24 protein-coding genes, 5 tRNA genes and 4 pseudogenes are annotated in these 26,524 nt (G+C 50.4%); 9 read left to right on the forward strand and 24 right to left on the reverse strand.

What is annotated here, in order from left to right; translation table 11 throughout:
* Positions 1-38: 38 nt before the first annotated feature.
* Together rlmH and rsfS are read right to left on the reverse strand one after the other, a co-directional pair.
* Positions 39-509, reverse strand: a complete 471-nt coding sequence (gene rlmH, locus AYY16_RS18515; protein WP_067370152.1) for a 23S rRNA (pseudouridine(1915)-N(3))-methyltransferase RlmH — start codon at positions 507-509, stop codon at positions 39-41.
* Between the two features lie 3 nt (positions 510-512).
* On the reverse strand, positions 513-839 hold the full coding sequence (gene rsfS / locus AYY16_RS18520; RefSeq protein ID WP_082970817.1) for a ribosome silencing factor: 327 nt from the start codon (positions 837-839) through the stop codon (positions 513-515).
* Positions 840-1,130: 291 nt separating this feature from the next.
* Here rsfS and AYY16_RS18525 point away from each other — a divergent pair, with 291 nt between their 5' ends.
* Positions 1,131-1,646, forward strand: a complete 516-nt coding sequence (locus AYY16_RS18525) for a DUF1722 domain-containing protein (RefSeq protein WP_067370356.1) — start codon at positions 1,131-1,133, stop codon at positions 1,644-1,646.
* Here AYY16_RS18525 and AYY16_RS18530 read toward each other — a convergent pair.
* On the reverse strand, positions 1,616-1,963 hold the full coding sequence (locus AYY16_RS18530) for a winged helix-turn-helix transcriptional regulator (protein WP_067370154.1): 348 nt from the start codon (positions 1,961-1,963) through the stop codon (positions 1,616-1,618). The genes AYY16_RS18525 and AYY16_RS18530 overlap by 31 nt on opposite strands.
* 175 nt (positions 1,964-2,138) lie before the next feature.
* Here AYY16_RS18530 and AYY16_RS18535 point away from each other — a divergent pair, with 175 nt between their 5' ends.
* On the forward strand, positions 2,139-2,858 hold the full coding sequence (locus AYY16_RS18535) for an SDR family oxidoreductase (protein ID WP_067370157.1): 720 nt from the start codon (positions 2,139-2,141) through the stop codon (positions 2,856-2,858).
* A 5-nt stretch (positions 2,859-2,863) separates the two neighbouring features.
* Here AYY16_RS18535 and nadD read toward each other — a convergent pair whose 3' ends face one another.
* The 8 genes and pseudogenes from nadD to AYY16_RS18575 all read right to left on the reverse strand — a co-directional run bounded on the left by nadD (position 2,864) and on the right by AYY16_RS18575 (position 11,210).
* Positions 2,864-3,520: a nicotinate-nucleotide adenylyltransferase gene (nadD, locus tag AYY16_RS18540; protein ID WP_067370161.1), complete on the reverse strand. Its 657-nt coding sequence runs from the start codon at positions 3,518-3,520 to the stop codon at positions 2,864-2,866.
* Positions 3,501-4,544, reverse strand: a complete 1,044-nt coding sequence (gene holA, locus AYY16_RS18545) for a DNA polymerase III subunit delta (protein ID WP_067370163.1) — start codon at positions 4,542-4,544, stop codon at positions 3,501-3,503. Before holA ends, nadD begins: the two co-directional genes overlap by 20 nt.
* A complete protein-coding gene (lptE, locus tag AYY16_RS18550) occupies positions 4,541-5,095 on the reverse strand; it encodes an LPS assembly lipoprotein LptE (RefSeq protein WP_190973056.1) in 555 nt (184 codons plus the stop codon). Before lptE ends, holA begins: the two co-directional genes overlap by 4 nt.
* Before the next feature lie 14 nt (positions 5,096-5,109).
* A complete protein-coding gene (gene leuS, locus AYY16_RS18555) occupies positions 5,110-7,692 on the reverse strand; it encodes a leucine--tRNA ligase (RefSeq protein WP_067370169.1) in 2,583 nt (860 codons plus the stop codon).
* Between the two features lie 218 nt (positions 7,693-7,910).
* Positions 7,911-8,636 (reverse strand): amino acid ABC transporter ATP-binding protein, encoded by a 726-nt coding sequence (locus AYY16_RS18560; RefSeq protein WP_067370172.1) that lies wholly within the window; start codon positions 8,634-8,636, stop codon positions 7,911-7,913.
* Complete coding sequence (gene gltK / locus AYY16_RS18565; protein WP_067370175.1) at positions 8,633-9,310, reverse strand: glutamate/aspartate ABC transporter permease GltK; 678 nt, start codon at positions 9,308-9,310, stop codon at positions 8,633-8,635. Before gltK ends, AYY16_RS18560 begins: the two co-directional genes overlap by 4 nt.
* Positions 9,310-10,048: pseudogene (locus AYY16_RS18570) on the reverse strand (amino acid ABC transporter permease). The gene gltK and the pseudogene AYY16_RS18570 overlap by 1 nt, the downstream one beginning before the upstream one ends.
* 264 nt (positions 10,049-10,312) lie before the next feature.
* Positions 10,313-11,210 (reverse strand): annotated as a pseudogene (locus AYY16_RS18575) (glutamate/aspartate ABC transporter substrate-binding protein).
* A gap of 438 nt (positions 11,211-11,648) precedes the next feature.
* Here AYY16_RS18575 and AYY16_RS18580 point away from each other — a divergent pair.
* The 6 genes and pseudogenes from AYY16_RS18580 to AYY16_RS18605 all read left to right on the forward strand — a co-directional run bounded on the left by AYY16_RS18580 (position 11,649) and on the right by AYY16_RS18605 (position 16,188).
* Positions 11,649-12,017, forward strand: a complete 369-nt coding sequence (locus tag AYY16_RS18580) for a copper-binding protein (RefSeq protein WP_067370180.1) — start codon at positions 11,649-11,651, stop codon at positions 12,015-12,017.
* Between the two features lie 56 nt (positions 12,018-12,073).
* Positions 12,074-14,104 carry a protein-disulfide reductase DsbD family protein gene (locus AYY16_RS18585; RefSeq protein WP_067370182.1) on the forward strand — a complete coding sequence of 677 codons (2,031 nt, stop codon included), beginning with the start codon at positions 12,074-12,076 and terminating at the stop codon, positions 14,102-14,104.
* A 21-nt stretch (positions 14,105-14,125) separates the two neighbouring features.
* A complete protein-coding gene (locus AYY16_RS18590) occupies positions 14,126-14,830 on the forward strand; it encodes a DsbA family protein (RefSeq protein WP_067370184.1) in 705 nt (234 codons plus the stop codon).
* Positions 14,830-15,333 carry a protein disulfide oxidoreductase gene (locus AYY16_RS18595; RefSeq protein WP_067370185.1) on the forward strand — a complete coding sequence of 168 codons (504 nt, stop codon included), beginning with the start codon at positions 14,830-14,832 and terminating at the stop codon, positions 15,331-15,333. The genes AYY16_RS18590 and AYY16_RS18595 overlap by 1 nt, the downstream gene beginning before the upstream one ends.
* 129 nt (positions 15,334-15,462) lie before the next feature.
* Positions 15,463-15,775: pseudogene (locus AYY16_RS20665) on the forward strand (type II toxin-antitoxin system HigB family toxin).
* Complete coding sequence (locus AYY16_RS18605; RefSeq protein WP_067370192.1) at positions 15,772-16,188, forward strand: helix-turn-helix domain-containing protein; 417 nt, start codon at positions 15,772-15,774, stop codon at positions 16,186-16,188. Before AYY16_RS20665 ends, AYY16_RS18605 begins: the two are co-directional and overlap by 4 nt.
* Before the next feature lie 65 nt (positions 16,189-16,253).
* Here AYY16_RS18605 and lnt read toward each other — a convergent pair whose 3' ends face one another.
* The 5 genes and pseudogenes from lnt to miaB all read right to left on the reverse strand — a co-directional run bounded on the left by lnt (position 16,254) and on the right by miaB (position 21,799).
* Complete coding sequence (gene lnt / locus AYY16_RS18610) at positions 16,254-17,807, reverse strand: apolipoprotein N-acyltransferase (protein WP_067370196.1); 1,554 nt, start codon at positions 17,805-17,807, stop codon at positions 16,254-16,256.
* A complete protein-coding gene (gene corC / locus AYY16_RS18615; protein ID WP_067370203.1) occupies positions 17,804-18,694 on the reverse strand; it encodes a CNNM family magnesium/cobalt transport protein CorC in 891 nt (296 codons plus the stop codon). The genes lnt and corC overlap by 4 nt, the downstream gene beginning before the upstream one ends.
* Positions 18,695-18,764: 70 nt before the next feature.
* Positions 18,765-19,233 (reverse strand): annotated as a pseudogene (ybeY, locus tag AYY16_RS18620) (rRNA maturation RNase YbeY).
* Positions 19,226-20,308, reverse strand: coding sequence for a PhoH family protein (locus tag AYY16_RS18625; protein WP_067370206.1), 1,083 nt, complete (start codon positions 20,306-20,308; stop codon positions 19,226-19,228). Before AYY16_RS18625 ends, ybeY begins: the two are co-directional and overlap by 8 nt.
* 51 nt (positions 20,309-20,359) lie before the next feature.
* The gene (gene miaB / locus AYY16_RS18630) at positions 20,360-21,799 is read right to left on the reverse strand and encodes a tRNA (N6-isopentenyl adenosine(37)-C2)-methylthiotransferase MiaB (protein ID WP_067370210.1); all 1,440 of its coding nucleotides are present in this window, start codon (positions 21,797-21,799) and stop codon (positions 20,360-20,362) included.
* Between the two features lie 204 nt (positions 21,800-22,003).
* Here miaB and ubiF point away from each other — a divergent pair, with 204 nt between their 5' ends.
* Positions 22,004-23,185 carry a 3-demethoxyubiquinol 3-hydroxylase gene (ubiF, locus tag AYY16_RS18635; RefSeq protein ID WP_067370214.1) on the forward strand — a complete coding sequence of 394 codons (1,182 nt, stop codon included), beginning with the start codon at positions 22,004-22,006 and terminating at the stop codon, positions 23,183-23,185.
* A gap of 235 nt (positions 23,186-23,420) precedes the next feature.
* Here the strand turns inward: ubiF and AYY16_RS18640 are convergent.
* The 8 genes from AYY16_RS18640 to nagA all read right to left on the reverse strand — a co-directional run bounded on the left by AYY16_RS18640 (position 23,421) and on the right by nagA (position 26,518).
* Positions 23,421-23,495 (reverse strand) — tRNA-Gln (locus AYY16_RS18640).
* A 5-nt stretch (positions 23,496-23,500) separates the two neighbouring features.
* Positions 23,501-23,577: transfer RNA gene (locus tag AYY16_RS18645), tRNA-Met, on the reverse strand.
* 41 nt (positions 23,578-23,618) lie between these two features.
* Positions 23,619-23,693: transfer RNA gene (locus tag AYY16_RS18650), tRNA-Gln, on the reverse strand.
* A gap of 44 nt (positions 23,694-23,737) precedes the next feature.
* Positions 23,738-23,822, reverse strand: a tRNA-Leu gene (locus tag AYY16_RS18655).
* A 7-nt stretch (positions 23,823-23,829) separates the two neighbouring features.
* Positions 23,830-23,906 (reverse strand) — tRNA-Met (locus AYY16_RS18660).
* Positions 23,897-24,109 carry a hypothetical protein gene (locus tag AYY16_RS18665; protein WP_150384553.1) on the reverse strand — a complete coding sequence of 71 codons (213 nt, stop codon included), beginning with the start codon at positions 24,107-24,109 and terminating at the stop codon, positions 23,897-23,899. The genes AYY16_RS18660 and AYY16_RS18665 overlap by 10 nt, the downstream gene beginning before the upstream one ends.
* Positions 24,106-25,341, reverse strand: coding sequence for a DNA-binding transcriptional regulator NagC (nagC, locus tag AYY16_RS18670; protein ID WP_067370222.1), 1,236 nt, complete (start codon positions 25,339-25,341; stop codon positions 24,106-24,108). The genes AYY16_RS18665 and nagC overlap by 4 nt, the downstream gene beginning before the upstream one ends.
* A 13-nt stretch (positions 25,342-25,354) precedes the next feature.
* The gene (gene nagA / locus AYY16_RS18675) at positions 25,355-26,518 is read right to left on the reverse strand and encodes an N-acetylglucosamine-6-phosphate deacetylase (RefSeq protein WP_067370226.1); all 1,164 of its coding nucleotides are present in this window, start codon (positions 26,516-26,518) and stop codon (positions 25,355-25,357) included.
* Positions 26,519-26,524 lie beyond the last annotated feature (6 nt).

Consider the following 26,524-nt stretch of genomic DNA (forward strand, 5'->3'; position numbering starts at 1 on the left):
CTTATCGCCGTCGGGCGAGTTAAAACCGGGCACCGGTGTTATTCCCTATGATACGGATGGTTAGCGGTAATACTCCATGCACGGTATAAACTTTCTGCGACCAGCACACGCACGAGCGGGTGAGGAAGTGTCAGCGGGGAGAGCGACCAGCTCTGCTCCGCAGCAGTTTTGCAGGCAGGCGCTAATCCTTCAGGCCCGCCGATAAGCAGGCTGATGTTCCGCCCGTCCTGTTTCCAGCGTTCCAGTTGTCCCGCCAGTTGTGGCGTATCCCAGCGGTCGCCGGGAATATCCAGTGTGACAATCCGGTTGCCTTTACCCACTGCCGCCAGCATTAATTCACCTTCTCTCTCGAGTATCCGTTTGATATCGGCATTCTTTCCCCGTTTCCCTGCCGGGACTTCGGTTAATTCAAATGGCATATCTTTCGGAAAACGATGAAGATAATCCTGAAATCCGGTTTCGACCCAATCGGGCATTTTAGTACCGACGGCAATGAGCTGTAACTTCAAAACTTAGCTCCAGAGCTTCTCTAATTCGTACATACGGCGGCTCTCTTCCTGCATAACATGCACGATGACTTCACCGAGGTCGACGACGATCCAGTCAGATACACCCTGACCTTCCACGCCGAGTGGCATCAGACCGGCCTGGCGGCAGTCAGTTACCAGGTTATCAGCCACGGATGCCAGATGACGGCTTGATGTGCCGGTACAAATGAGCATGTAGTCTGTGACACTGGACTGTCCGCGGACATCAATAGTAATAATATCCTGTGCTTTGGAGTCTTCAAGTTTGTCGATAATAAACTCAAGTAATTCTGTGCCTTGCAAAAGGTTCACCTTATTCTGGATAAATGGATAACAAAAACGGCCCCCCGGAAATGTTACCGGCAGTACAATGCACTGCATACGGGGTTACTGTGTGCCGGAGAATAGTCACTATTTTACGTTACACGGGACGATTTTGCGAGGCTCGCCCGGATGTTGTCACCGGCACGGCAAGAATACCAGCGAACCGGGGGAATACAAAGAAGTAAAGATTAAAGAAATATGAGTAAAGGTGCTGACATAAAAACAGAAACCACCCGGTTTTGTACTATTATTATGTTTTACAGGCAAGGGAGATGGAAAATGACATACCGGGACGTTCCTGACGGCAAATGGTCACTGCCGGACGATGAGGCACTGACTCTGCAACCTCCGGTCCGCGCCGCAGCGCTTATCCGCCTCCAGAGCCGCTATAAATATGCACTGATGGCATATTCTCCCGCGTTATATAAAACAACAGGACGTTTACTGGCTCAGGCGGGAACCTTATCACCGGCAGCGCTGTGCGATACAGCAGAAACCTGGACGCAGTCATTAGTGAGTGCATTTTCACAGCCGGCGACCCGCGCTAATATGACCAATGCACTGATGCATATGCAGGGCTATTTTAAGCGTTTGCTGACAACGGAAGAAAAACAGCAGATGACAGACATGATCCTGGCTTACCGGCAGGGAACCGATTCGCCGGAGGCAGCAAAAGCGATGCTGCTGCATTACGCACAGCTCCATGATGTCCGCTATTTGTGTGATCAGGCGCTGTTACAACCGGTGACAGCAGATGAGTGCGGTCAGTCACACTCAGGTCTGAGCAGAGTATAGCGGTCACCCATATTGTTATATCCCCAGTCACACATCAGCATCAGAATGGGGATCAGTGAGCGGCCTTTTTCTGTAATCGTATATTCAACGCGGGGCGGTACTTCGGCAAATATCTCCCGGGTAACCAATCCGTCAGCTTCTAATTCGCGTAATTGATTGGTTAATGTTTTTTGTGAAATATTGGCGATGTAAGTCCGTATTTCACCGAAACGCTGAACGGTTTTATCTGATAATAAGTTTAAAATTAATGGTTTATATTTTCCGCCGATAACGGAGAGAGTTACTTCTATTTCACTGACTACTTCAATTTTATTCATTTGGCTGCCTATTAGTTACCTTGAGGTAACTTTGTGAAATAAATCTGCCTACTTGTTATATGTAATGCAAGGGATAGAATTGTGCAAATTTTATTTATACCCTTATTCATTCAAACGGCAGGTTCGTTGGCGGCATCCTGAATGACGTTGGGTATATACAAACAAGGTAAATACAATGAAAAAATTAGTCGTTATTACAGGTGCGAGTTCCGGTATTGGTGAAGCTGTTGCAAAACGTATGAGTCAGGCGGGGCATCCGGTATTATTACTGGCGCGCCGTGAACAGATTCTGGAGGGCTTTAATCTGCCTGACAGTCTGTGCAAACGTGTTGATGTGACAGATCTTAATGCAATGAAAGCCGCAATTCTTGAAGCGGAAGGGCTATATGGCAAAACCGATTTATTAATTAACTGTGCGGGTGTCATGTTGCTGGATAATCCGTATGACCAGGATTTCAGTGAATGGCAGCAAATGGTGGATGTTAATATTACCGGTGTGCTGACAGGCATTAATGTTGTGTTGCATGACATGGTACAACGGGAAGAGGGCACGATTATTAATATCAGCTCGATTGCCGGAAGAAAAACATTCCCGAATCATTCTGTTTATTGCGGAACTAAATTTGCGGTTCATGCCATTACAGAAAATATCCGCGAAGAAGTTGCGTCAGCTAATGTCCGTTTAATTACTATTGCACCGGGTGTGGTTGAAACACCGTTATTAAGTCACACCACAAATGAAGAAATTAAGCAGAACTACCAGACCTGGAAAAAAGACATTCAGTCAGGACTGGCACCGGAAAAAATAGCAGACTGCATTGAATTTGCATACAACCAGCCGCAGGATGTGTGTATCCGCGAAATTGTGATTGCGAAAACAAAACAGGCAAGCTGATGTAGTCAGCGGTAAAGCCCCCGGGTAAGGATATAATTCTGAACGGCGGGGGCGAGCTGATCACGGCAATCCTCGCCATTTTTCAGCCGCTCACGGATATTCGTGGCTGAAATAGGAAACAGTGGGGTATCAGCCAGAAAAATATAACCACACGGAGACTGATGCAGGCTTTCCGGTGTGGTAATCAGATGCTCCACAAACCAGTCAGCCAGCCTTTCCGACGGAAAATCCAGCGAATAACCAGGGCGTTTGCACACCAGCAGATGACACAAAGTTAAGATTTTATCCCATTCATGCCAGGTATCGATGCTGAGTAACGAATCCTGCCCGATGATAAATGCCAGCGACTGTTGCGGGCCAATCTCAGCCCGGTACTGACGCAGGGTTTCGACAGTATACGAAAGTGCATCCCGGTGAAGCTCGCGATCGTCCACCCGGAACAGCGGATCACCCTGTACCGCCAGTGTTGCCATCATCAGACGCTGACGTGCATCAGCCTTTGGTTGCGGGCGGTGCGGCGGGACATTATTCGGCAGTAAAATAACCTGCTCCAGTCCGGCAACGGCGGCCATCGCTTTTACGGTATTGATATGCGCCTGATGGACCGGGTCAAATGTTCCGCCATAAAGCGCGAGAATGCTGTTATCCGCGTTGTTCATCATAGAGGAGTTGTCCTGTCTGTGCTTTACCACTCAGAAGCAGTGTCAGTGTCAGAAAATTATCCCCGACAGGCTGACCATAATCTTGTTTAAGGCGGATTTCAATACGGGTGATCAGGGTTATCGCGACCTGCAAGGTTTGTGCAGAGAGCCGCGCCAGTGCGTCACTGAGCAGTGTCCGGCGGTTCTGCCAGACACGGTGCTTATCAAATAAGGTGCGCAGCGGCTGGTGGCGGCTTTCCCGCTGTAAGGTCAGTAATTGCATCACTTCCCGCTGAACGGTGCGCAGCAAAATAACAGGTTCACTGTCTTCCGCCAGCAGTTGTTGCAGGATATGGCAGGCGCGCTTACTTTTCCCTGCCAGCAGGGCATCCGTCCAGTGATATGGCGTAAAATGCGCGGCATCATTGACCGCTGACTCCACGCGGGGCAGTGTCAGTTTTCCGTCAGGGTAAATAAGCGCCAGGCGCGAGAGTGCCTGGGAGAGCGCCAGCAGATTTCCCTCATAGCAATAGCAGAGCAGGCGCACGGCCTGTTCATCCGGCTGTAGCTCAAGCAGTGCTGCCCTGGCGGTTACCCACTGCGGCAGCCGGCTCAATTCCGGTGTCATACAGGTAATATAGGCAGCATCTTGCGATATGGCTTTAAACCAGGCGCTGTTTTCCTGTGCTTTGGTCAGTTTATGACCGCGCAGGATAAGCAGCAGATCAGGATGCAGCAGCCCTGCGAGTTTCAGAAGCTGTTCGCCCATGGCGGCGTTTGCGCCATTTTCCGGCAGATACAGCGTCAGCGTTTGCCTTCCGGCAAACAGACTGAGTGACCGGCAGACAGAAAAAATCTCATCCCAGTCAGTATGTTGTTCGAGGGAAAAACTGTAGTGCTCATCAAATCCCTGCTCCTGCGCCGCATGGCGGATAGCATCCCGGGATTCCTGAAGTAATAAGGGTTCGTTACCCCAGAGGAGATAACGTTCACGCAGCCCCGTACGGAGCTGCGTTATGAGTTGCTCAGGTGAAACTTTTATCATGCTTTGGGTGTGACAATCTCAGCCGCTTGCGCATTTTCATGCTGCTTTTGCTGCTCAGATGGCTGAATCACCAGAAGTTTACGGATAAGACGGGCGGCGGCCTGCTCGCGCATTTCGTCACGCACCATGTCTTTTTCCGCATCTTTAGCCAGTGCTTCCAGCGGGTTATCAAAGAACGAACGTTCTACGCGGACACTCAGCGGATACACTGAGCCGTTCGGCATAATGACCTGGGCATTAAGGAAATAGACCAGTTCTTTTTCAGCGGCTTTACCATCCTGGAAAACAGAGACGGTTTCTTCTGAGCCTTCAGAAGAGCTGATAATTTTCAGCACAGGGATTGATGCGTCACCGCTTTCAATAATCTGCACGTTATTTAACCGTAATTGCTGGCGGATAGCACGGGTCTGTGCGCCGTACGGATCACCGGTGCTGATTTGCAGTTTCTGTAATTCAGCCGGAATTTGCGTGGTACCACGCAGCTGGAAGCCGCAGCCTGCGGTGACCAGCACCGCAAACCCGAGCAACAGCGTCATAATGCGATGTCGCACGATATCTCCTTAAATTAACCTACAACCAGGTTCAGTAATTTACCCGGGACATAAATGACTTTGCGAATACTCACACCTTCGAGGTATTTCACGACATTCTGCTCTTCCGACGCCTGCGCTAATACTGCATCCTGTACCGCATCAGCGGCAACAGTGATACGACCGCGGACTTTACCGTTGATCTGAATAACAATCAGTTTGGTATCATCAATCATTGCGTCTTCGCTGGCAACCGGCCACTGCGCATCATCCACATCCGTTTCATGTCCCAGCGCTTTCCACAGGGTGAAACCGGCGTGCGGGATAATCGGGGACAGCATCAGAATAATAGCATCCAGCGCTTCCTGCATCAGGGCGCGATCCTGCTCCGTTTCCTGAGGTGCCTGCAGCAATTTGTTCATCAGTTCCATAATCGCGGCGATAACCGTATTGAACTGCTGACGGCGGCCTGCATCATCACTGACTTTTGCGATGGTTTTATGCAGCGCGCGGCGCAGATCTTTCTGCTCTGCAGTCAGAGTGGTCAGATCCAGCGTAGCTGTTTTACCTTTCTGCGTGTGCTCGAACACCAGACGCCAGACACGGCGGATAAAGCGGTTTGCGCCTTCCACACCGGACTCCTGCCATTCCAGTGTCAGCTCCGGTGGTGCGGCAAACATCATAAACAGACGGACGGTATCCGCACCGTATTTTTCGACCATGATCTGAGGGTCAACGCCGTTATTTTTCGATTTCGACATTTTACTCATGCCGGTGTAAACCAGCTCACGACCTTCATTATCTGTTGCTTTGATAACCCGGTTTTTATCATCACGCTCAAGAATGGCATCTTCCGGAGACACCCAGACGCGGTGACCATCGGTATCGGTATAGTAGAATGAATCTGCCAGTACCATTCCCTGACATAACAGTCGTTTAGCCGGTTCATCAGAATTAACCAGACCTGCATCGCGCATCAGCTTGTGGAAGAAGCGGAAATACATCAGGTGCATAATGGCGTGTTCAATACCACCGATATACTGATCGACCGGCAGCCAGTAGTTTGCCGCAGCCGGGTCCAGCATACCTTTGTCGTAATCCGGGCAGCAGTAACGGGCGTAATACCAGGAGGATTCCATAAAGGTATCAAAGGTATCGGTTTCACGCAGCGCCGGCTGACCATTGATGGTGGTTTTTGCCCACTCAGGATCCGCTTTAATCGGGCTGGTAATACCATCCATAACCACATCTTCCGGCAGAATAACCGGGAGCTGATCTTCCGGAACCGGGACTACCGTTCCGTCTTCCAGTGTTGCCATCGGGATTGGCGCACCCCAGTAACGCTGGCGGGAAACCCCCCAGTCGCGCAGGCGGTAATTTACTTTGCGCTGACCGGCACCCAGGGCAACCAGTTTGTCAGCAACCGCATTGAACCCGGCGGTATTATCCAGACCATCAAATTCGCCTGAATTAAACAGGGCATTTTTACCGGTCATAGCAGCAGCACTTAAATCAGGTACATTGCCGTTATCATCCAGGATAACCGCTTTCAGAGCTAAATCGTATTTACGGGCAAATTCCCAGTCGCGCTGGTCGTGGGCAGGAACAGCCATGACCGCACCGGTGCCGTATTCCATCAGAACAAAATTCGCGACCCAGACAGGTACTTTTTCGCCGGACAGCGGATGGATAGCAAACATACCTGTTGCGACACCTTTTTTCTCCATGGTGGCCATTTCAGCTTCAGCCACTTTGGTATTACGGCATTCATCAATGAAATCTTTCAGTGCCGGATTATTCACCGCAGCCTGTTGTGCCAGAGGATGACCTGCGGCGACAGCCAGGTAAGTCACGCCCATAAAGGTATCCGGACGGGTGGTGTAGACACTCAGTTTTTCGTCGCTGTCAGCCACATCAAAGGTGATTTCCACCCCTTCTGAGCGGCCAATCCAGTTACGCTGCATAGTTTTGACCTGCTCCGGCCACTCATCCAGCTTATCGAGGTCATTGAGCAGTTCTTCCGCGTAAGCGGTGATTTTAATAAACCACTGCGGGATCTCTTTGCGCTCAACCGGGGTATCACAGCGCCAGCAACAGCCGTCGATAACCTGTTCGTTTGCAAGAACTGTCAGGTCATGCGGGCACCAGTTGACAGCAGACGTCTTTTTATACGCCATCCCTTTTTCAAACAGTTTGGTGAAGAACCACTGTTCCCAGCGGTAATATTCCGGCGTACAGGTGGTGACTTCGCGATCCCAGTCGTAAGCAAAACCCAGTTTTTTCAACTGGTTTTTCATGTAATCAATATTGGCGTAAGTCCACGGAGCAGGTGCGGTTTTATTTTTTACCGCCGCACCTTCAGCCGGAAGACCAAACGCATCCCAGCCGATTGGCTGTAACACGTTTTTCCCCAGCATCCGCTGGTAACGTGACATCACATCACCCAGGGTGTAGTTACGTACGTGGCCCATGTGTAGTCGTCCGGAAGGATACGGTAGCATAGACAGACAGTAGTATTTTTCTTTACTGTTATCTTCAGTCACTTTAAATGTTTGTTTTTCCTGCCAGTGACTCTGGACTTGTTGCTCTATGTCTTCGGGACGATATTGTTCTTGCATGGCACCGGTATTCCTGTGGTGAGTAACTGCCGGACGTGCTGCATTCAATGCTGCCGCGCGTTCAGCTTGGGATATAGGATTTTATTAATATCAGACTCGTTAGCATAGCCGATATGCCCCTGAGGGAACAACAGTTAAGCTCGTTAAGGGGTGAAAAAAGCAGGGGAAGTGCGGTGAAGGAAAAAAAAAGGCCGGTATGGAACCGGCCGTTCTGAACATTAATGCAGAATTTTGGCGAGAAACTCTTTGGCGCGCTCCGATTTCGGATTGACAAAGAAATCCTCTTTTTTACTGTCTTCGACGATCTTGCCTTCATCCATAAAAATCACGCGATCCGCCACTTTGCGGGCAAATCCCATTTCGTGGGTGACGACCATCATCGTCATTCCTTCATGAGCGAGTTCGACCATAACATCCAGCACTTCATTGATCATTTCGGGATCAAGGGCAGATGTGGGTTCATCAAACAGCATCGCAACAGGATCCATACAGAGTGCGCGGGCAATCGCCACACGCTGCTGCTGTCCGCCGGAGAGCTGTGACGGGAACTTATCCGCATGGCTGGTCAGCCCCACGCGCTCCAGCAGTTTCAGTGCTTTCTCTTTTGCGGCAGCTTTGTTGCGGTTCAGTACTTTAACCTGAGCCAGTGTCAGGTTTTCAATAATAGAGAGGTGGGGGAACAGTTCAAAATGCTGGAAGACCATCCCGACCTTTGAACGTAGTTTTGCCAGATTCGTCCGTTTATTATTAACCTGTGTGCCGTCGACAAAAATTTCGCCTTCCTGAACCGGCTCCAGACCATTAACCGTTTTTATCAGTGTGGATTTGCCGGACCCGGATGGACCGCACACGACAACCACTTCCCCTTTTTTGACATCGGTCGAGCAGTCGGTTAAGACACGGAACTGACCGTACCATTTGGATACATTTTTCAGGGAGATCATGACACAGTCCTTTTCTTGAGATAATTAACCAGCATTGACGCCGCAAAACTGATAATAAAGTACACAGCACCGGCAAACAGCACCATCTCTATTTGTGTTCCGTCGCGCTCGCCGATATTGCTGGCGGTACGGAAGAAATCCGTCAGACTGAGGACATACACCAGAGAGGTATCCTGGAACAACACAATACCCTGGGTCAGCAGCAGCGGGATCATTGCCCGGAATGCCTGGGGCAGAACAACCAGCCGCATGGTTTGCATTTTGGTCATTCCCAGTGCCAGCGAAGCGGAGGTTTGTCCCTGTGAAACACTCTGGATACCTGCGCGGATGATTTCAGCATAATAGGCGGCTTCAAACAAAGAGAACGCTATCATAGCGGAGATCAGACGGATATCTGTTTTTGGTGATATGCCAAGAACATTTTGGACTAAGTTAGGCACAATCAGATAAAACCACAGCAGCACCATCACCAGCGGCACGGAACGGAAGGCATTCACATAGAGAGCGGCCATCCATCTGATTGCTTTTACAGAAGAAAGACGCATCATCGCCAGCACGGTTCCCCAGAGGATCCCGATAACAATGGCGGTGATGGTTATTTTAGCGGTGATAGCCAGCCCCTGTAACAGGAACGGCATACCCGGCATCACGGAACTCCAGTCAAATTCATACATCAGTGACCTCCTGTCCCTGGCAGACGCACCCGTTTTTCCAGTAAATGCATTGCCACCATAATAATGACGTTAATGCCGACATACGCGAGGGTGATGGCGGTAAAGGATTCATACGCCCGGGCGGAGTAATCGAGCAATTTTCCTGCCTGTGCCGCCATATCAACCAGCCCGATAGTGGAGGCGATAGCTGAATTTTTTACCAGATTCAGCATTTCCGATGTCATCGGCGGAATAATCACGCGGTAAGCATTCGGCAGCAGAACATAGCGGTAGGTCTGCGGCAGAGTCAGTCCCACCGCAAGACCGGCGGCTTTCTGACCGCGCGGCAGTGACTGAATAGCGGCGCGCACCTGTTCCGTCATGCGGGCAGCGGTAAACAGACCCAGACAAAGCATTGAGGAAATAAAGAACTGGATATTCGGATCGAGCTCCATCTTGAACCAGTCGCGGGCAGCCGGTGGCAGGAACTCCGGAATAACCAGATACCAGGTAAAAAACTGAACGATCAGTGGCACATTACGGAAAATTTCCACATAAATAGTGCCGAGCGAAGAGAGAAACCGGTTCGGTACGGTACGCAAAATGCCGAACAGTGACCCCACCAGAAAGGCGATTATCCAGGCACAAATTGACAGCATTACCGTCACTTTCAGACCGGACAGGATCCAGCCGAAGTAGGTGGTATTGCCGAAGGGGGCGGGCTGAAAAAAAAATCCCCCAATCCCAGTTAGCTGACATAGCGCGGCTCCCGTTAAAAGAACGAACTCCCTGTACAAGAAAAATAATCTTTGGTGACAGCGGATTTACATCCGGCGGATAGCGGTATTATCGTCTGCGCCCGCAACAGGTAAGGCATGCGGGCGCAGCGGTCTTATACCCTTATTCATTCAAAACGCAGGTTCGTTGACTGCGGAAAGCCTGCATTCTGAATGACGTTGGGTATGGTTATGTCCTGCAATCCGGACGGGGCAAACCCCCGTCATATCCGGCGCGGACGCCGTATTATTCAAAGGCTTTATCGTTCGGTGCTTTGAACAGTCCTTTCATTTCATTGGATAATTCAAATTTCAGGTTAAGATTTTTAGGCGGAATCGGCTCATTGAACCAGCGGGTATAGGATTTCTCAGCTTTACCGGAAGTCTGTGCATCAGCGACAGTTTTGTCGATCAGCGCTTTGAACTGCGGATCATCTTTACGCAGCATACAGCCGTAAGCTTCTTCGGACTGAGGTGTGCCGACAATCACCCAGTTATCCGATTTTTTCGCTTTGGCGCGCTCACCGGCGAGCAGGGCATCATCCATCATAAACGCAACCGCACGGCCGGACTCCAGGGTGCGGAAAGCATCCCCGTGATCTTTGGCGCTGATAATGCGCATTTTCATCTGTTTCTCATCATTGAGCTTATTCAGCAGCATTTCAGAGGTCGTACCGGAGGTAACCACCACGTTTTTACCGGCGAGATCAGCAAAATCTTTGATACCGGAATCTTTACCGGCCAGCAGGCGGGTGCCGACGACAAAAATGGTGTTGGAGAATGCAGCCTGTTGCTGGCGGGCCAAGTTGTTGGTGGTGGAGCCGCACTCAAAATCGAACGTACCGTTCTGTAATAACGGAATCCGGTTTTGTGAGGTAATCGGGATCAGTTTTACCTGAAGATCCGGTTTGTTCAGTGTTTTCTTAATGGCATCAACAATATTGTTGGAGTAATCCTGGGAATACCCGACCACATTTTGCTGATTATCATAATAAGAGAAGGGAACGGATGATTCCCGGTGACCGACGACAATGACACCGTTATCATTGATTTTTTTTTAGTGTACCGGTTAACTCTTCGGCAGAAACGGCGGCACTGGCGAGTGCGGCACTGGTGATAAGTACCGACAAAAGTAACTTGCGCATAAACAACTCCTTTTTTGGGAAGAGGCATAACGATGTGTACTGCTCATGTGATCGTGTTGTTAAAAATAAAACACAACTGTTAATTAATGAAAGTGAATTTGTTTTAAATCGGGATATCCCTCTCACTCTGTCTGATAAAGATATGCAAGTTGCAATGTAAATAACCATTCGTATTAAATTATGTTATTTTTGCTATATTTGGGCTTATCTGCTGTTGTTGGCGGGTTTTTTTATCCCATCAATAGTGCGTTTGACTGTCATGCCAGTTTATTATTTATACGGATAAGTGGTTTTACGTGATATTCGGCTGATGTAACTATTTTCCGGAACGCTGAGCGAAAAAGAGAGGGTTGCGGTAAAATGTGTAAAGTTGTGGTTATTAAGTTGTCTGAAATTGCAGGCTGTGTAAGATAAGCAGCAACTATCGGGGAGCGGGCTATGCTGAAGCAACGCAGGCAGGGTTATCTGCTGCTGTTTTTCACATTATTCTTTATCTTGTTGTGTGTGACACAACGGATGTCTGGCACAAATCGTGTCAGTCAGAGCCCGTCTGCGGATGTTATATCACAGGTGCTGATGAGTGACGGCGGGACAGAAAAAGCCACGTCCGGCAGTACCTGCGATATCAGTGCCAAGTCTTTGAGTACGGTACCGCCGTTCTCAGCAGAACCCCTCTTTTTTGCCTTTCTTTTCTTCGTCATTACCGCGAATATCGCCCCTGTGCGCTATCGTTCGCGTTCCTGGCGGCAACACACCCCGCTTATGCGGCTGCGCAGACATCTCCATTTTTGTGTCCTGAGGATTTAGCGTCCGGCAATTCATATTGTTTTGTTGGTTTTTCGCTTATTCGGAGATAAAAAATTATGCGTTCTGTATTAACAGCATTTGTGCTGTTTCTGTTCACGTTAACAAACGTGCATGCGGCTGATACCGGCTGGACAGAGATGCCGCAAAACGATCATGCCCGTGTGAAAGTCACATCAGATCAGTGGAAAGACGGCAAATTGCGTCTGCTGCTGGCGGTCGAATTACAACCCGGCTGGAAGACGTACTGGCAGTCTCCCGGGGAGGGCGGTGTTGCCCCGGAACTGACCTGGCAGCCGGAAAATATCAGTTCTCAGTGGTTCTGGCCTGCACCGCAGCGCTTTGAGGTTGCAGGGCTTTCCACCCAGGGCTATGGCGGCAGTGTGGTGTTTCCGCTGGAAGTGAGCGCGGCGGAGCCTGTGTCAGACCTTAACGGGACACTGACATTATCAACATGCAGCAATGTCTGTATCATCACGGATTATCCTGTTTCGCTTGATACCTCACAGCCTGCTCCGGCTGATTTTGACCGGCAGTATAATATTGCCATGCAGCAGGTACCAAAGGCGGACGGCAATATCACCATTGAAGGCAGCCGGATAAACGGCGGCACGCTGACAATGTCACTGCACAGCCCGGATGGCTGGCAGTCACCGCAGCTTTTCTTTAATGCAGGTAAAGAAACAATATTTGGTGCACCTTCATTTAAAGTATCCGGTGACAGCCTGATGGCATCTGTAAAGGTAACGGATGACTGGGGAGAGACGCCGGGTGACCTGAACGGGCAGCCGCTGTCCGTTGTGGTGACTGATGGTGGCATGGCACAGGAACTGACGACGACAATTGGTGCGGGTATCAATACGCCATCGGACAGTGACACATCTTTTGCCCTTTTACTGCTGTTTGCCCTGCTCGGCGGTCTTATCCTCAATGTGATGCCGTGTGTGTTACCGGTGCTGGCGATGAAACTCGGCTCTGTATTGTATGTGGAAAACCGGGGTCGTCGGGCTCTCCGTACACAATTCCTGGTGTCCTCATCGGGTATTATGGTGTCCTTTTGGATCCTAGCGGGGCTGGTTTCAGTGCTGCGACTGACACAAAGTGCGGTCGGCTGGGGGATCCAGTTCCAGAATCCGTGGTTCCTCGGTTTTATGGTGCTGGTAACACTGTTGTTCAGTGCTAACTTGTTCGGCGTGTTTTCCATCAGTCTGAGCAGTAACGCATCCACTAAGCTGGCAACAGCAGGCGGAAAAGGGATGCGCGGACATTTTATGGAGGGCGTGTTTGCCACACTGTTGGCAACGCCTTGTACAGCACCTTTCCTCGGTACAGCGGTAGCATTTGCCCTGGTCGCACCCTATTCTCAGTTATGGCTGATTTTCACCGCTCTCGGGCTGGGTATGAGCCTGCCGTGGCTGCTGATCGCCGCTTTTCCGGGTGTGGCAAAAGTACTGCCGAAACCCGGCCGCTGGATGAACGGGCTGCGCCTGGTACTGGGCGGCATGATGTTTATCACCACCTTGTGGCTGATAAGCCTGCTTATCCCGCATATTGGTATACTGACGGCAACGGTGATAGTGGCGGTTGTGCTGCTGGTGTTAGTCCTGATGGCATTCCGCCGCGCAGGTCTGAAGCGGGGATCGGCGGCGCTGGTGGCTCTGCTGGTAACCGGCGGCGTCTGGGCGGGTATCAATATCACTGATACACCGCAGGACAGTCTGGTCAAAGACAATGTTGACTGGCAGCCATTAACCGAAGAAGCTGTCACCACCGCACGCGCTCAGGGTAAACGGGTCTTTGTGGATGTCACCGCACAATGGTGTGTGACCTGTAAAGCCAATAAATACAATGTACTATTACGTAAAGATGTTCAGGATGAGCTGAGTAAGCCGGATGTTGTCGCGCTGCGCGGTGACTGGACAAAACCGTCTCCTGAGATCACCGCATTTCTGGAAAAACGCGGACATCTGGCTGTACCATTCAATCAGATTTACGGTCCTGCTTTACCCGGCGGCGAAATCTTGTCACCATTACTCGACAGAGAAACCGTCTTACACTTATTAAATCAGTCACAAGGAATTGAACCATGAAAAAAAACACTCGCGGCTTTAATTATCGGCTCGCTCTTTTTTACCGCCACAGCAAACGCCGCGGCGTTAACGGCAGGCCAGGAAGCGCAGGTGCGTGAATTGGTTCGTGATACGCTGGTTAAAAACCCTGAAATTCTGGAAGAAGCGATTGCTGCATTACAGCAAAAACAGAATGAAAAACAGAGCGCACAAGTGAAAGATGCGGTGAAAGCGAATGCAGCGGCGCTGTTTAATGATAAATACACACCGCGCATCGGGTCAAAAACACCAAAACTGACGATTGTCTCTTTTACCGATTATAACTGCCCGTATTGCAAACGTTTTGATCCGCAGTTAGAAGCCGCCGTTAAAAATAACCCGGATGTTGCAGTGGTATTTAAACTGCTGCCGTTTAAAGGTGAAAGCTCGCTGAACTCAAGCCGCGCGGCGCTCTCTGTCTGGGAAACCAAACCGGAAGCCTTTGTTCAGTTGCATAACCGTTTTATGCAGAAAAAAACGGCACTGACGCAGGATGATATCGACAAAGCAATGAAAACCGCCAATGTGGGTGATGTGAAAATCACAGAAAACAGCATGAATACCATGCGCATGAATATGATGCTGGCAGAGCAGCTTGGTGTGCAGGGTACACCGGCGACACTGATTGGCGATGTTATGTTGCCTGGTGCGGTTGATGATGCACAGTTAGATGCCGTCATTAAAGAAGAACTGGCTAAGGTCAAATAATGAAATTACTGCGCAGATGGGGAAAGGAATTTCTCCTGCTGCTGGTACTTTTATTTATTGCGTCACAGGCGATGGATTACTGGCGCAAGCCGGACACCCCGGATTTACAGAGTATTGCCGCGCTGACACTGACAGATGGCACGCAGGTATCAATTGCACAGCTGAGTGCAGAAAAGCCGCTTCTGGTCTATTTCCAGGCATCCTGGTGCGGGATCTGCAAACTGACATCACCGTCTGTCAGTGAATTATCGGCATCCGGTTACAATGTGGTATCGGTGGCTATCCGCTCGGGTGATGATGCCCGTCTGGCAAAGGGAATGGCGGTAAAAGGCTATAATTTCCCGGTGATAAACGACCCTGACGGTAAAATATCACAGCAATGGGGCGTGAATGTCACCCCGACCTTTGTGATTTATGATAAGGGTGAGATGGTGAGTTACACCAGCGGCTGGACAAGCAAACCAGGCTTACTACTCCGCCTGTGGCGGGCTGAATATCTGTAATTAGTTTTAGCTATCAAATAAAAATCCCGCAGTGATGTCTCATCTGCGGGATTTTTGTTTCCTGTTTGGCAACATTTAAACTTGCTGCTATACTGTTGCCAAACAGGAAACAAAAATAAGAGATAAATGATGCACGTGATTTCGAGAGAGCCTTTTGTCCTTGCGTCAAACCGGTTTCCTGATCATGCTCAGGCGTTAACAGATATTTATAAAATATTAAAGCAGGGCGTCTATAACACGCCGGACGATCTGAAAAAAGTATTTCCGTGTCTGGACAGAATGAAGTACAGAAAAAAAATGGTGGGTAATTGATATTGGCGGTAACTCACTGAGAATGATATTTTTTGCGGATTTTGAGCGTGGAAAAATATTTATTAAGCACATTTCTGCTCATGCAGAGTACGACAAGTTGGTCGCGTATTACCGGAGAACAAAAGAATGATTATCATTGATGCTATTCAGGCAGCAAATAACTTAATCAATATTGTCCCGTTACTTGGCGGCAGCCATTCACGAAAAGATTATGAAGATGCGGTAAAACTGGTGGAGCATCTGATTGAGCATGATCCTGACAATTCGTTGCTTGATATGCTGTGTACTAAAATTGATGAGTATGAAGGCAATGCTCCGGAATTCCGCCATTTCAATGATAAACTTCATGAAAGTGACAGTTCAGTTGCGGTTTTGCGGACCTTAATGGATCAATATAATCTTAATACAACGGATTTTTCTGATGAAATCGGCTCCCGTTCTTTTGTCAGCCGGATCCTTAAAGGTGACCGGGTATTGTCTCTGGATCATATGCGCAAGCTTGCCGCCCGTTTTAATCTGCCGGTGACGATTTTTATAAAATGAATCAGCAGTGATAAAAAAATCCCGCAGTGATGTCTCATCTGCGGGATTTTTTTATCAGAAAGGCATCAGCGGAAGCTCAGACGCCGTTCATTTGTCCGGCGGCGTTTGGCTAAGGCGAGCACAAGGAACAGTGCAGTAGCACCCCAGACCGGCCATGAGCCCATACGGTAGTATGGTGTGAAGCCGGACGCGGAGGTGATTGTTGCACTCAGTGTAGCTTGCGTGAACTGCGGCAGTTGCGCGGTCACAGAGCCATCCGGAGCGATCACAGCAGTAATACCGTTATTGGTTGCCCGTAACAACGGACGACCCAGCTCCAGTGCCCGCATACGTGCCATCTGGAAATGCTGCCACGGCCCGGCAGATCGCCCGAACCAGGCGTCATTGGAGACAGTCAGCAGGACACCGGTTTTGTCTGTCATGTTTTGGCGTACCTGCTCGCCGAGGATGATTTCGTAGCAGATCTCCGCTGTCAGTGTCATTTTTCCGGCGGTCAGCGGCGGCTGGGTATAACCGCCCCGGCTGAAGGAGGACATCGGCAGATTAAATAATGGTGCCAGCGGGCGCAGTAAATCTTCCAGAGGCACATATTCCCCGAACGGCACCAGATGATGTTTGTAATAACGGTTTTTATCACCATAGCGGTATTCACTGTTATTTCCCAGCACAATCAGGCTGTTGTAAACATCATACTCCGCGCTGTCTCCTTTGCGGGTTGCATCCACCACGCCGGTTATCAGGTGAGCGCCACTGAGGGTCAGCAGTCCGTTAAGCTGCTCCAGAAACGCCGTCTGACTGGATGCAAAATCCGGAATAGCGGATTCAGGCCAGATAATCAGAGTGTCCGGGCGGAAATACGGGCGGCTCTCTTTGAGATAAATTCCCAGGGTTTTATCCAGCATGCCGGATTCCCATTTCAGGGATTGTGCGATATTACCCTGTACCAGCGCGACCTGTGTCGGGTCATTGTTCATCTGATACCACTGATAATTTCTCGCCAGCCACGGGGCAAACAGCAGCACCAGCGCAGGGAGAAGCGGCCACACCCGGCGTTTGACTACGGTGAGTGTGGCAAGGCCGCTTATCATCATCAGCAGGAAGGTAATCGCATTGACGCCGAGCAGCGGCGCAAGCGCCCGCATAGGTCCGTCAATCTGGGCGTAACCAAATTGCAGCCACGGAAAGCCGCTCAGCACCCATCCGCGTAAAAATTCAGTCAGTTGCCATAATGCCGGTGCGCCAATCACCAGACGCCAGAGTGTGGCATTGGGGAAGCATTTTACCAGCAATCCGGCAAACAGCATCGGATAGAGCGAGAGATAGGCAGCCAGCAGCACGACCAGGAACAGATTGACCGCTTCCGGCATACCGCCGAAATCGGCGATACTGACATAAACCCAGTTAACACCGCTGCCGAATAAACCCAGTCCCCATGCAAAGCCGATAGCACAGGCTTGTTTTGCCGTCCGGTTCAGGGTTAAAAGCAACAGGGCGGTCAGCGCTGTCAGCGCAAAGAACCAGATATCAAATGGCGAAAAGGCCAGCGTTCCGCCGGCCCCGAAAATAAGCGCCAGCAGCAAACGCGGCCACTGTCGTAAACCATGAGACGATTTCATCATGTCAGATTATCTTCATCTAAAGTCGGGATGGGAGCATCGTCCGGAATCTTAACATGTAACTGGATAATTTTACGACTGTCCGCCATCGCAACTTTAAACATATAGTTATCTATTTCTATCGTTTCACCGCGTGTCGGCAGATGACCGAATGCCTGCATAACCAGCCCGCCGACAGTATCCACCTCTTCATCACTGAAGTGTGTACCGAATGCGTCGTTAAAATCTTCTATCTGTGTCAGGGCGCGGACTGAGTAGGAATGCAGACTGAGCTGACGGATATCCACATCGTCCTCGTCATCATACTCATCCTCAATTTCCCCGACGATTAACTCAAGAATATCTTCAATGGTGACAAGCCCGGAAACCCCGCCGAATTCGTCGATCACAATCGCCATGTGATAGCGCTGAGAACGGAACTCTTTGAGCAGGCGATCCACCCGCTTACTTTCAGGCACGACAACGGCATGGCGCAGCACTTTAGCAATACTGAACTCTTCGGAATCACTGCGCATAAACGGCAGTAAATCTTTCGCCATCAGCAGCCCTTCGATATGATCTTTGTCTTCGCTTATCACCGGAAAGCGCGAATGGGCGGAGTCAATAATCACATCCAGGCACTCGTCGAGTGTCTGATTGCGTTTGAGAGTCACGATTTGTGAACGCGGGATCATGATATCGCGAACCCGCTGATCTGAAATATCCATCACCCCTTCAAGCATGTCACGGGTGTCGGGATCGATCAGTGAGTTTTGTTCGGAATCACGGATGACCTCTACGAGGTCTTCACGGCTTTTTGGTTCGCCGTGGAACAGTTGCTGACGCAACTGAGAAAAGAAGCCTTTCTTCTGGTTCGGTGTATCGCTACCCGATGGATGGTCGTCGCTCATGGCGGTTTTTTTTAATTCCCCGGTTCAATAAAAGTTGCCGTCATATTTAGCATATAAACGGCACCTCTGACTATGCTTTTTCTGTGATATAAGGGTCAGAATAGCCTAATTTTTTTTAAGATTTCCGTTTCCAGCCCTTCCATCTCTTCGGCTTCATCGTCTTCGATGTGGTCATAACCCAGTAAATGCAGGCAACCGTGGATGACCATGTGCGCCCAGTGCTCTTCTTCAGTCTTTTCCTGTTCGGCGGCTTCACGTTCAACCACCTGACGGCAGATAATCAGATCACCCAGCAGCGACAGTTCAATTTCCGGCGGTGCTTCAAACGGAAAAGAGAGCACATTGGTGGGTTTATCCATACCACGGTACGTCAGATTCAGTTCATGGCTTTCCGCTTCATCCACCAGACGGATAGTGACTTCGCTTTCTGCCTGAAACATCGGCAGAACAGCGTCAATCCAGCGCTGGAACATCGCTTCAGCGGGCATTCCGTCTGCATTTTCGCAGGCGATTTGTAAATCCAGAACCGGTTTACTCATGAGATTGTTCCTGCTGCGCCTGCGCGCGTTCAGTTTCGCGCTGCTGTTTCAGTATTTGTTTGCGTTTCTGATCTGCGGCTTCCCACGCTTCATAGGCAATAACCACTTTTGCCACAATCGGGTGACGCACCACATCTTCACTGTGGAAGAAGTTAAAGCTCAGTTCCGGGACATCAGCCAGCACTTCAATAGCATGGCGCAGCCCGGATTTATTGCCGTTAGGCAGGTCAATCTGGGTAATATCCCCGGTAATGACCGCTTTGGAATTAAAGCCGATGCGGGTCAGAAACATTTTCATTTGTTCGATGGTGGTGTTCTGGCTCTCGTCGAGAATAATAAAGGCATCGTTCAGTGTGCGTCCGCGCATGTAAGCCAGCGGAGCAACTTCAATCACGTTGCGTTCAATCAGTTTTTCCACTTTTTCAAAGCCGAGCATCTCAAACAGCGCGTCATAAAGCGGGCGCAGATAGGGATCGACTTTCTGGCTCAGATCGCCGGGCAGAAACCCGAGCTTTTCGCCGGCTTCAACGGCAGGGCGGGTCAGCATGATGCGGCGCACTTCCTGACGCTCCAGGGCATCTACGGCGGCGGCAACAGCCAGGTAGGTTTTCCCGGTCCCGGCAGGCCCGATGCCGAAGGTAATATCATGATCCAGAATATGGGCGATATATTGCGCCTGATTCGGCGTGCGGGGTTTGACCATACCGCGTTTGGTTTTGATATTGACGGCTTTGCCGTAATCCGGAACATGTTCGTCATTTTGCTCAAGCACACGGCTTTCTGCGACCGCCAGGTGAACCTGTTCCGGGTCGATATCACAGATAACGCCGCGCACCGGCGAGGTTTCCACATAGAGCTGACGCAAAATAGCGGCGGCGGCTTTGACGCAGTGTGGCTTGCCGGTCAGCCGGAAACGGTTTTCACGGCGGCTGATTTCGGTGCCCAGGCGGCGCTCCAGAAGTTTGATGTTGTCATCAAACGGTCCGCACAGGCTTTGCAGGCGCGCGTTTTCTGCGGGCTCCAGGAAAATTTCCTGAGTGGCAACCTGTGAAGGTGATGTATAGGTATCTGTCACTGAATCTCTCTGTTTTTTATTACGGGCACGAATAATTGCCCGTAATCATGATTAATGTGTGGTTGGCTTATATGAGCCCACACCCAGTTCATCTTCTTTGCGGGTGCGGGCGATAACGGATGCCGGTGTTTCATGAACCCGCAGGTTCATCTGGTCTTCTGTCCGGATAACCTTTCCGCGCAGTGAATTGGTGTAAACGTCGTCAATTTCAACGTCCACAAATTTACCGATCATCTCAGGGGTTCCCTCAAAGTTGACCACGCGGTTGCTTTCAGTGCGTCCTGATAACTCCATCACGTTTTTGCGGGACGTACCTTCCACCAGGATGCGCTGAACGGTTCCCAGCATCTGACGGCTGTGGATCATCGCCTGTTGGGTAATACGCTGCTGTAACAGGTACAGACGTTGTTTTTTCTCATCTTCGCTGACATCGTCGGGCAGGTCTGCCGCCGGTGTTCCGGGACGTGCGGAGTAAACAAAGCTGTAGCTGATATCAAATTTGATATCATCAATCAGTTGCATTGTTTTTTGGAAATCATCTTCTGTCTCGCCCGGGAAGCCGACGATAAAATCAGAGCTGACAAGCACATCCGGACGCGCTTTGCGCACCTTACGGATGATGCTTTTGTATTCCAGCGCGGTATGGGCGCGTTTCATCATAGTCAGAATACGGTCTGATCCGCTTTGTACCGGCAGATGCAGGAAGCTGACCAGCTCCGGTGTATCTTCATACACAGTAATAATATCATCTGTAAATTCAATCGGATGGCTGGTGGTAAAGCGGACACGATCGATGCCGTCAATAGCCGCAACCAGGCGGATAAGTTCGGCAAAGCTGCAAATTCCGCCGCCGAATGCCGGTCCGCGGTAGGCATTTACGTTTTGCCCCAGCAGGTTAACCTCGCGCACGCCTTGTGCAGCTAATTGTGCGATTTCAAACAGAATATCATCACACGGACGGCTGACTTCCTCACCACGGGTGTAAGGTACCACACAGAACGTACAGTATTTATTGCAGCCTTCCATGATAGACACAAACGCAGAAGGTCCGTCAGCGCGCGGCTCCGGCAAATTGTCAAATTTTTCGATTTCCGGAAAGCTGATATCAACAATCGGGCTGCGATCGCCTCTGAGCCTGTTGATCATTTCCGGCAGACGGTGCAGGGTTTGCGGACCGAAAACAATATCAACCGCAGGGGCGCGGCGGCGGATAAAATCCCCTTCCTGTGACGCAACACACCCGCCGACACCAATAATAATGTCCGGATTTTTGTCTTTCAGGTTTTTCCAGCGACCGAGCTGATGAAAAACTTTCTCCTGTGCTTTTTCCCGGATAGAGCAGGTATTTAACAGGAGAATATCGGCTTCATCAGAGTTGTCTGTTAAAGTGTAGCCGTGGGTGCTTTCCAGCAGGTCTGCCATTTTGGATGAATCATATTCATTCATCTGACAGCCCCAGGTTTTTATATACAGTTTTTTACTCGTCGACATTTTCTCAATCCGCTGTTTTCAGTGAAATAATACCCGCAACACTGAAAAGCATTGTGCGTATCCAATCAGGTTTTGATAGAACCAATGGTCGATATTGTATTCATTTGACACACCGGTGACCAGACCCGGTAGCACGGATCTTCACCTTTCCCGGTGAATTTACGGCAATTGAACAAAAAATCAACGTATTAAAGTAGGTATGTCATGGATAACCCGATAACACATTCTGAAGTCACCGTCGTCGGCGGAGGTATGATTGGTGCCGCCTGCGCCCTGGGACTGGCTGAGGCCGGTTTTCGTGTCACAGTTGCCGAGCAGCAGGCTCCCGCACCTTTCGACGCACAGGCGCGTCCTGATGTACGAATTTCCGCGGTCAGCCGGGCATCAGTGGAATTACTGGCCTCGCTTGGCGTGTGGGATGCTGTCCGCGCAATGCGCTGTGTGCCGTACCGGGCACTGGAAACCTATGAAACGCCGGGGTCTGAAGTCACTTTTACCGCTGAGAGCCTCGGGTTACCCGAACTGGGGTATATGGTGGAAAACCGGATATTGCAACTGGCGCTGTGGGAGAAAGTCACCGCGCATGAGCGCATCACCTGCCTGTGTCCGGCGCAGTTACAGACAATGACAAAGCAGGCTGGTGAATGGCTGCTGACGTTTGATAGCGGGGAGCAGATCAGCAGCCGCCTGGTGATTGGAGCCGATGGTGCGCGCTCGCAGGTCAGAACACTGACCGGTATCGGCAGCTGTGGCTGGCAGTACCGTCAGTCCTGTATGCTGATTTCAGTCGATACTCACAGGGCGCAACAGGATCTCACCTGGCAGCAGTTTTTCCCGTCGGGTCCGCGCGCATTTCTGCCACTGTTTGATTCATATGCGTCACTGGTCTGGTATGACTCACCTGCCCGCATCCGCCAGCTCAGTAAGTTGCCGATGGCACAGTTGCAGGATGAGATCCGCACGGTATTCCCTGCACGTCTGGGGGAGGTTACACCTCTGGCTGCCGGTTCGTTTCCGCTGGTGCGCCACCATGCCGCGCATTATGTTCAGGATGGTGTTGCACTGATTGGTGATGCGGCACATACCATTAATCCGCTTGCCGGGCAGGGGGTGAACCTCGGATACCGGGATGTGGATGCGTTGCTGGATGTATTAATTAATGCGCGGGCGTGTTGTGAGGACTGGAGCAGCACTGAGGTGCTGAAACGCTATGAGCATCGTCGCCGTCCGGATAACCTGCTGATGCAGGCGGGGATGGATGCATTCTATCTGGCGTTCAGTAATACGCTGCCGGGATTGCAGCCGTTGCGTAATCTGGCACTGACAGTGGCGCAACGCGCTACGCCGCTGAAAAAGCTGGCACTGAAGTATGCGCTGGGGGTTTGAGTACCGGATGCAGGCAGGACCGGAGGCTTTCTTTTGCTCCCGGGATCGCCTGACAGCAGGCAAAAACGAAAAGTCGCTGTAAACACGTCCCTGTGCGCTCAGGTGCGCCATCCATGGCGCACATGCTTTTCGTTTGTTTTGCCTGCTGTCGCGCGTTGTACATTCAGAAACAGACAAAACACAATGTCAGGATTCAGAAAAGCAAAAAGCCCGTCATAGACGGGCTTTCAGAATTTGGCTGGGGTACCAGGATTCGAACCTGGGAATGCTGGAATCAGAATCCAGTGCCTTACCGCTTGGCGATACCCCAAAAGATGGTGGCTATGACGGGATTCGAACCTGTGACCCCAACATTATGAGTGTTGTGCTCTAACCAACTGAGCTACATAGCCATCCCGTACTTCTTACTTCTGACATCGTTTTTCAGATTAAATGGCTGGGGTACCAGGATTCGAACCTGGGCATGCTAGGATCAAAACCTAGTGCCTTACCGCTTGGCGATACCCCACCTGAAATACAATAAACAACAACGAACAACAAATGTCACGAGAATGGTGCGGAAGGCGAGACTTGAACTCGCACACCTTGCGGCGCCAGAACCTAAATCTGGTGCGTCTACCAATTTCGCCACTCCCGCAAAAAGATGGTGGCTATGACGGGATTCGAACCTGTGACCCCAACATTATGAGTGTTGTGCTCTAACCAACTGAGCTACATAGCCATCTTTTTCGCGTAACCTTCATCGGCGTTGCGGGGCGCATTATGCTGATTACAGGCAAAAGCGTCAACTTCTTTTTGCAGATATTTTGACAGAATCCGTTTGTTTGCCTGCATAATAATCACTTTGCAGATAAAGAGAACAAAAAACAGGATAAAATCACGGAGTTGACGCATTTCTTTGTGGCTGACGCACCTTGTATTCACCCGGCTTCCGGTGGTTTATTTTCCAGAATATGCTGAAGCAATTCGCCGTATAACATCGCCCGTTTTATCAGGGCAAATGCTCCGATTGCTGAATTAGACGGTAATTGTGAAATCACCACCGGCAGATCCTCACGGAAATTTTTCAGCACCTGGGTGTTGATGCAGCTTTGCAATGCCGGTAGTAAAACCGTACTTGCCGCTGTGATTTCCCCGGCAATCACCACTTTTTGCGGGTTAAACAGGTTAATCATGATGGCAATGGCTTTTCCCAGCGAATTCCCCACCTGTTTAATCACTTCGGTTGCCAGCGGGTCGTTGCGGTTTGCGGCGTGGCAGATAGCGTCAATGGTACAGGTTTCCGGTGTCAGTTCACTTTTAAAGCCCTGTGCCAGTTGATGACGGACCCGGTTTTCGATTGCCGCATTGGATGCCACTGTTTCCAGACAGCCGAAATTGCCGCAGTGGCAGCGCTCGCCCAGCGGATCAATCTGAATATGACCGATTTCACCTAAACTTCCGCGCCGGTTCAGCAGGATCTGATGATTGATAATGATCCCCGCGCCGGTGCCACGGTGAATGCGTACAAGCAGGGAGTCAGCGCAGTCCTGTGTCGCGCCGGAGTAGTGTTCTGCCAGTGCCAGGCTGCGGATATCGTGACCTGCATAGCAGGGCAACTGAAAATGCTGATGCAGATTATCTGTCAGAGGCCATTCATCAACAGTAATATGCGGCATATAGCGGACTATGCCGCGTTCAGGATCGACAAGCCCGGGCATGATAACCGCAATCGCAATAAGTTCGCGGATACGCCGCTGGTGGGTCTGAATAAACGTATCGATAAGCGTGATGAGCTGCGCCTGGGCATCATCCTGAGAAATAACGTTCAGTGCTGTATTGTGCTCAGCAATTGCCCGTCCGCTCAGATCATAAAGCGCAATAGTGGCATCAAAGCGCCCGAGACGCACACCGATAGTCTGAAACGCGCGGTGCTCTGAAATAATAGAGATCGCGCGGCGTCCGCCGGTGGATGCTTGTTGATCCACCTCTTTTATCAGGCCGCGCTCCAGGAGCTGACGGGTGATTTTTGTGACACTTGCCGGTGCCAGCAGGCTGTGCTCGGCAATCTGAATACGTGAAATGGGGCCGAGCTGGTCTATCAGGCGATACACCACCGCCCCGTTGAGCTGCTTGACTAAATCAATATTTCCTATCTGCGGATTTCCGTTACCCATCGACGTATTTTACTCACGATATTGTGACCTCTTTCCCGTTAACCACTGTCATGCAGATGGAAAAATCAGCGGTAAAGGCGGTCAGATTGGCAATATTGCCGGCTTTTATGCTTCCCAGTCTGTCCTCAACACCGATTGCCCGTGCCGGATAGAGCGTGGCCATGCGCAGTGTTTCATCCAGCGGGATACCGACGTGCTGAACACAGTTTTGTACTGCGCGGATCATGGTTAATGAGGAACCACTTAATGTGCCGTTTTCGTCAACACATAAACCATCACGATAATATATCGTTTTGCCTGCAAATATAAAATGATCCAGACCGCTGGTTTGCGGATCAAGGCCCGCCGGAGCGGTTGCATCAGTGACTAATATCAGCTTGTCGCCCTTGAGTGCCTTGCTGTTGCGGATATTTGGCCAGGAAACATGCAGTCCGTCTGCTATAATTCCGGCGTATATTTCGCTGGTATCATAAATAGCACCAATCAATCCCGGCTGGCGACCGGAAATATACGGCATGGCATTGAACAGGTGAGTAGACAATGTAATACCGTTTTCAAACCCGGCGCGGGCCTCTTCATAGGTCGCATTAGAGTGCCCGGATGAGACAACAATCCCGGCATCTGTTAATTTGCGGATAACCGCAGGGTCTGCCATTTCAGGTGCCAGGGTGAGTTTGGTGATGACATCGGCGTTTTCACACAGAAAATCAATCATGGCGGCATCCGGCTTGCGGATGTAGGCCGGGTTATGAGTGCCTTTTTTCACCGGATTAATGTAAGGCCCTTCGAGATGCAGTCCGAGTGCCTGATTTTTATAGGTTTTAAGGTATTCTCGCATGGTGCTGATGCTCAGTTTCATCAGCGCGTCCGGGCTTGTTATCAGCGTCGGCAGGAAACTGGTACAGCCGGTACGCTCATTAGCTTTTTGCATAATTTCAAGCGTACGGACGCTGATATCCGCTTCGTTATCATTAAATTGTACGCCGCCGCAGCCGTTAACCTGTAAATCGATAAAGCCCGGGGAGAGGATAGCGCCGCCCAGATCTTTTTTCTCAATATCTGCCGGTAGTTCATTTTCCGGACACACCCGGTGGATTAACTCTCCGTCGATAATAACCGCGTGGTTTTCCAGACGATCATGACCGGTGTAAATAACAGCATTGGTTAACGCGTACATAAGACC

Source organism: Morganella psychrotolerans (genome assembly GCF_001676155.1).
Taxonomy (GTDB): Bacteria; Pseudomonadota; Gammaproteobacteria; order Enterobacterales; family Enterobacteriaceae; genus Morganella; species Morganella psychrotolerans.

Bases quoted from the DNA above. Each gene is read 5' to 3' on its own strand.
- nadD (WP_067370161.1), bottom strand. From the start codon at position 3,520: ATGATGAACAACGCGGATAACAGCATTCTCGCGCTTTATGGCGGAACA.
- AYY16_RS18560 (WP_067370172.1), bottom strand. From the start codon at position 8,636: ATGATCTCCCTGAAAAATGTATCCAAATGGTACGGTCAGTTCCGTGTC.
- ubiF (WP_067370214.1), top strand. From the start codon at position 22,004: ATGGATAACCCGATAACACATTCTGAAGTCACCGTCGTCGGCGGAGGT.
- gltK (WP_067370175.1), bottom strand. From the start codon at position 9,310: ATGTATGAATTTGACTGGAGTTCCGTGATGCCGGGTATGCCGTTCCTG.
- nagC (WP_067370222.1), bottom strand. From the start codon at position 25,341: ATGGGTAACGGAAATCCGCAGATAGGAAATATTGATTTAGTCAAGCAG.
- AYY16_RS18585 (WP_067370182.1), top strand. From the start codon at position 12,074: ATGCGTTCTGTATTAACAGCATTTGTGCTGTTTCTGTTCACGTTAACA.
- AYY16_RS18595 (WP_067370185.1), top strand. From the start codon at position 14,830: ATGAAATTACTGCGCAGATGGGGAAAGGAATTTCTCCTGCTGCTGGTA.
- AYY16_RS18605 (WP_067370192.1), top strand. From the start codon at position 15,772: ATGATTATCATTGATGCTATTCAGGCAGCAAATAACTTAATCAATATT.
- leuS (WP_067370169.1), bottom strand. From the start codon at position 7,692: ATGCAAGAACAATATCGTCCCGAAGACATAGAGCAACAAGTCCAGAGT.
- corC (WP_067370203.1), bottom strand. From the start codon at position 18,694: ATGAGCGACGACCATCCATCGGGTAGCGATACACCGAACCAGAAGAAA.
- lnt (WP_067370196.1), bottom strand. From the start codon at position 17,807: ATGATGAAATCGTCTCATGGTTTACGACAGTGGCCGCGTTTGCTGCTG.
- AYY16_RS18580 (WP_067370180.1), top strand. From the start codon at position 11,649: ATGCTGAAGCAACGCAGGCAGGGTTATCTGCTGCTGTTTTTCACATTA.
- miaB (WP_067370210.1), bottom strand. From the start codon at position 21,799: ATGTCGACGAGTAAAAAACTGTATATAAAAACCTGGGGCTGTCAGATG.
- holA (WP_067370163.1), bottom strand. From the start codon at position 4,544: ATGATAAAAGTTTCACCTGAGCAACTCATAACGCAGCTCCGTACGGGG.
- AYY16_RS18535 (WP_067370157.1), top strand. From the start codon at position 2,139: ATGAAAAAATTAGTCGTTATTACAGGTGCGAGTTCCGGTATTGGTGAA.
- nagA (WP_067370226.1), bottom strand. From the start codon at position 26,518: ATGTACGCGTTAACCAATGCTGTTATTTACACCGGTCATGATCGTCTG.
- AYY16_RS18530 (WP_067370154.1), bottom strand. From the start codon at position 1,963: ATGAATAAAATTGAAGTAGTCAGTGAAATAGAAGTAACTCTCTCCGTT.
- AYY16_RS18525 (WP_067370356.1), top strand. From the start codon at position 1,131: ATGACATACCGGGACGTTCCTGACGGCAAATGGTCACTGCCGGACGAT.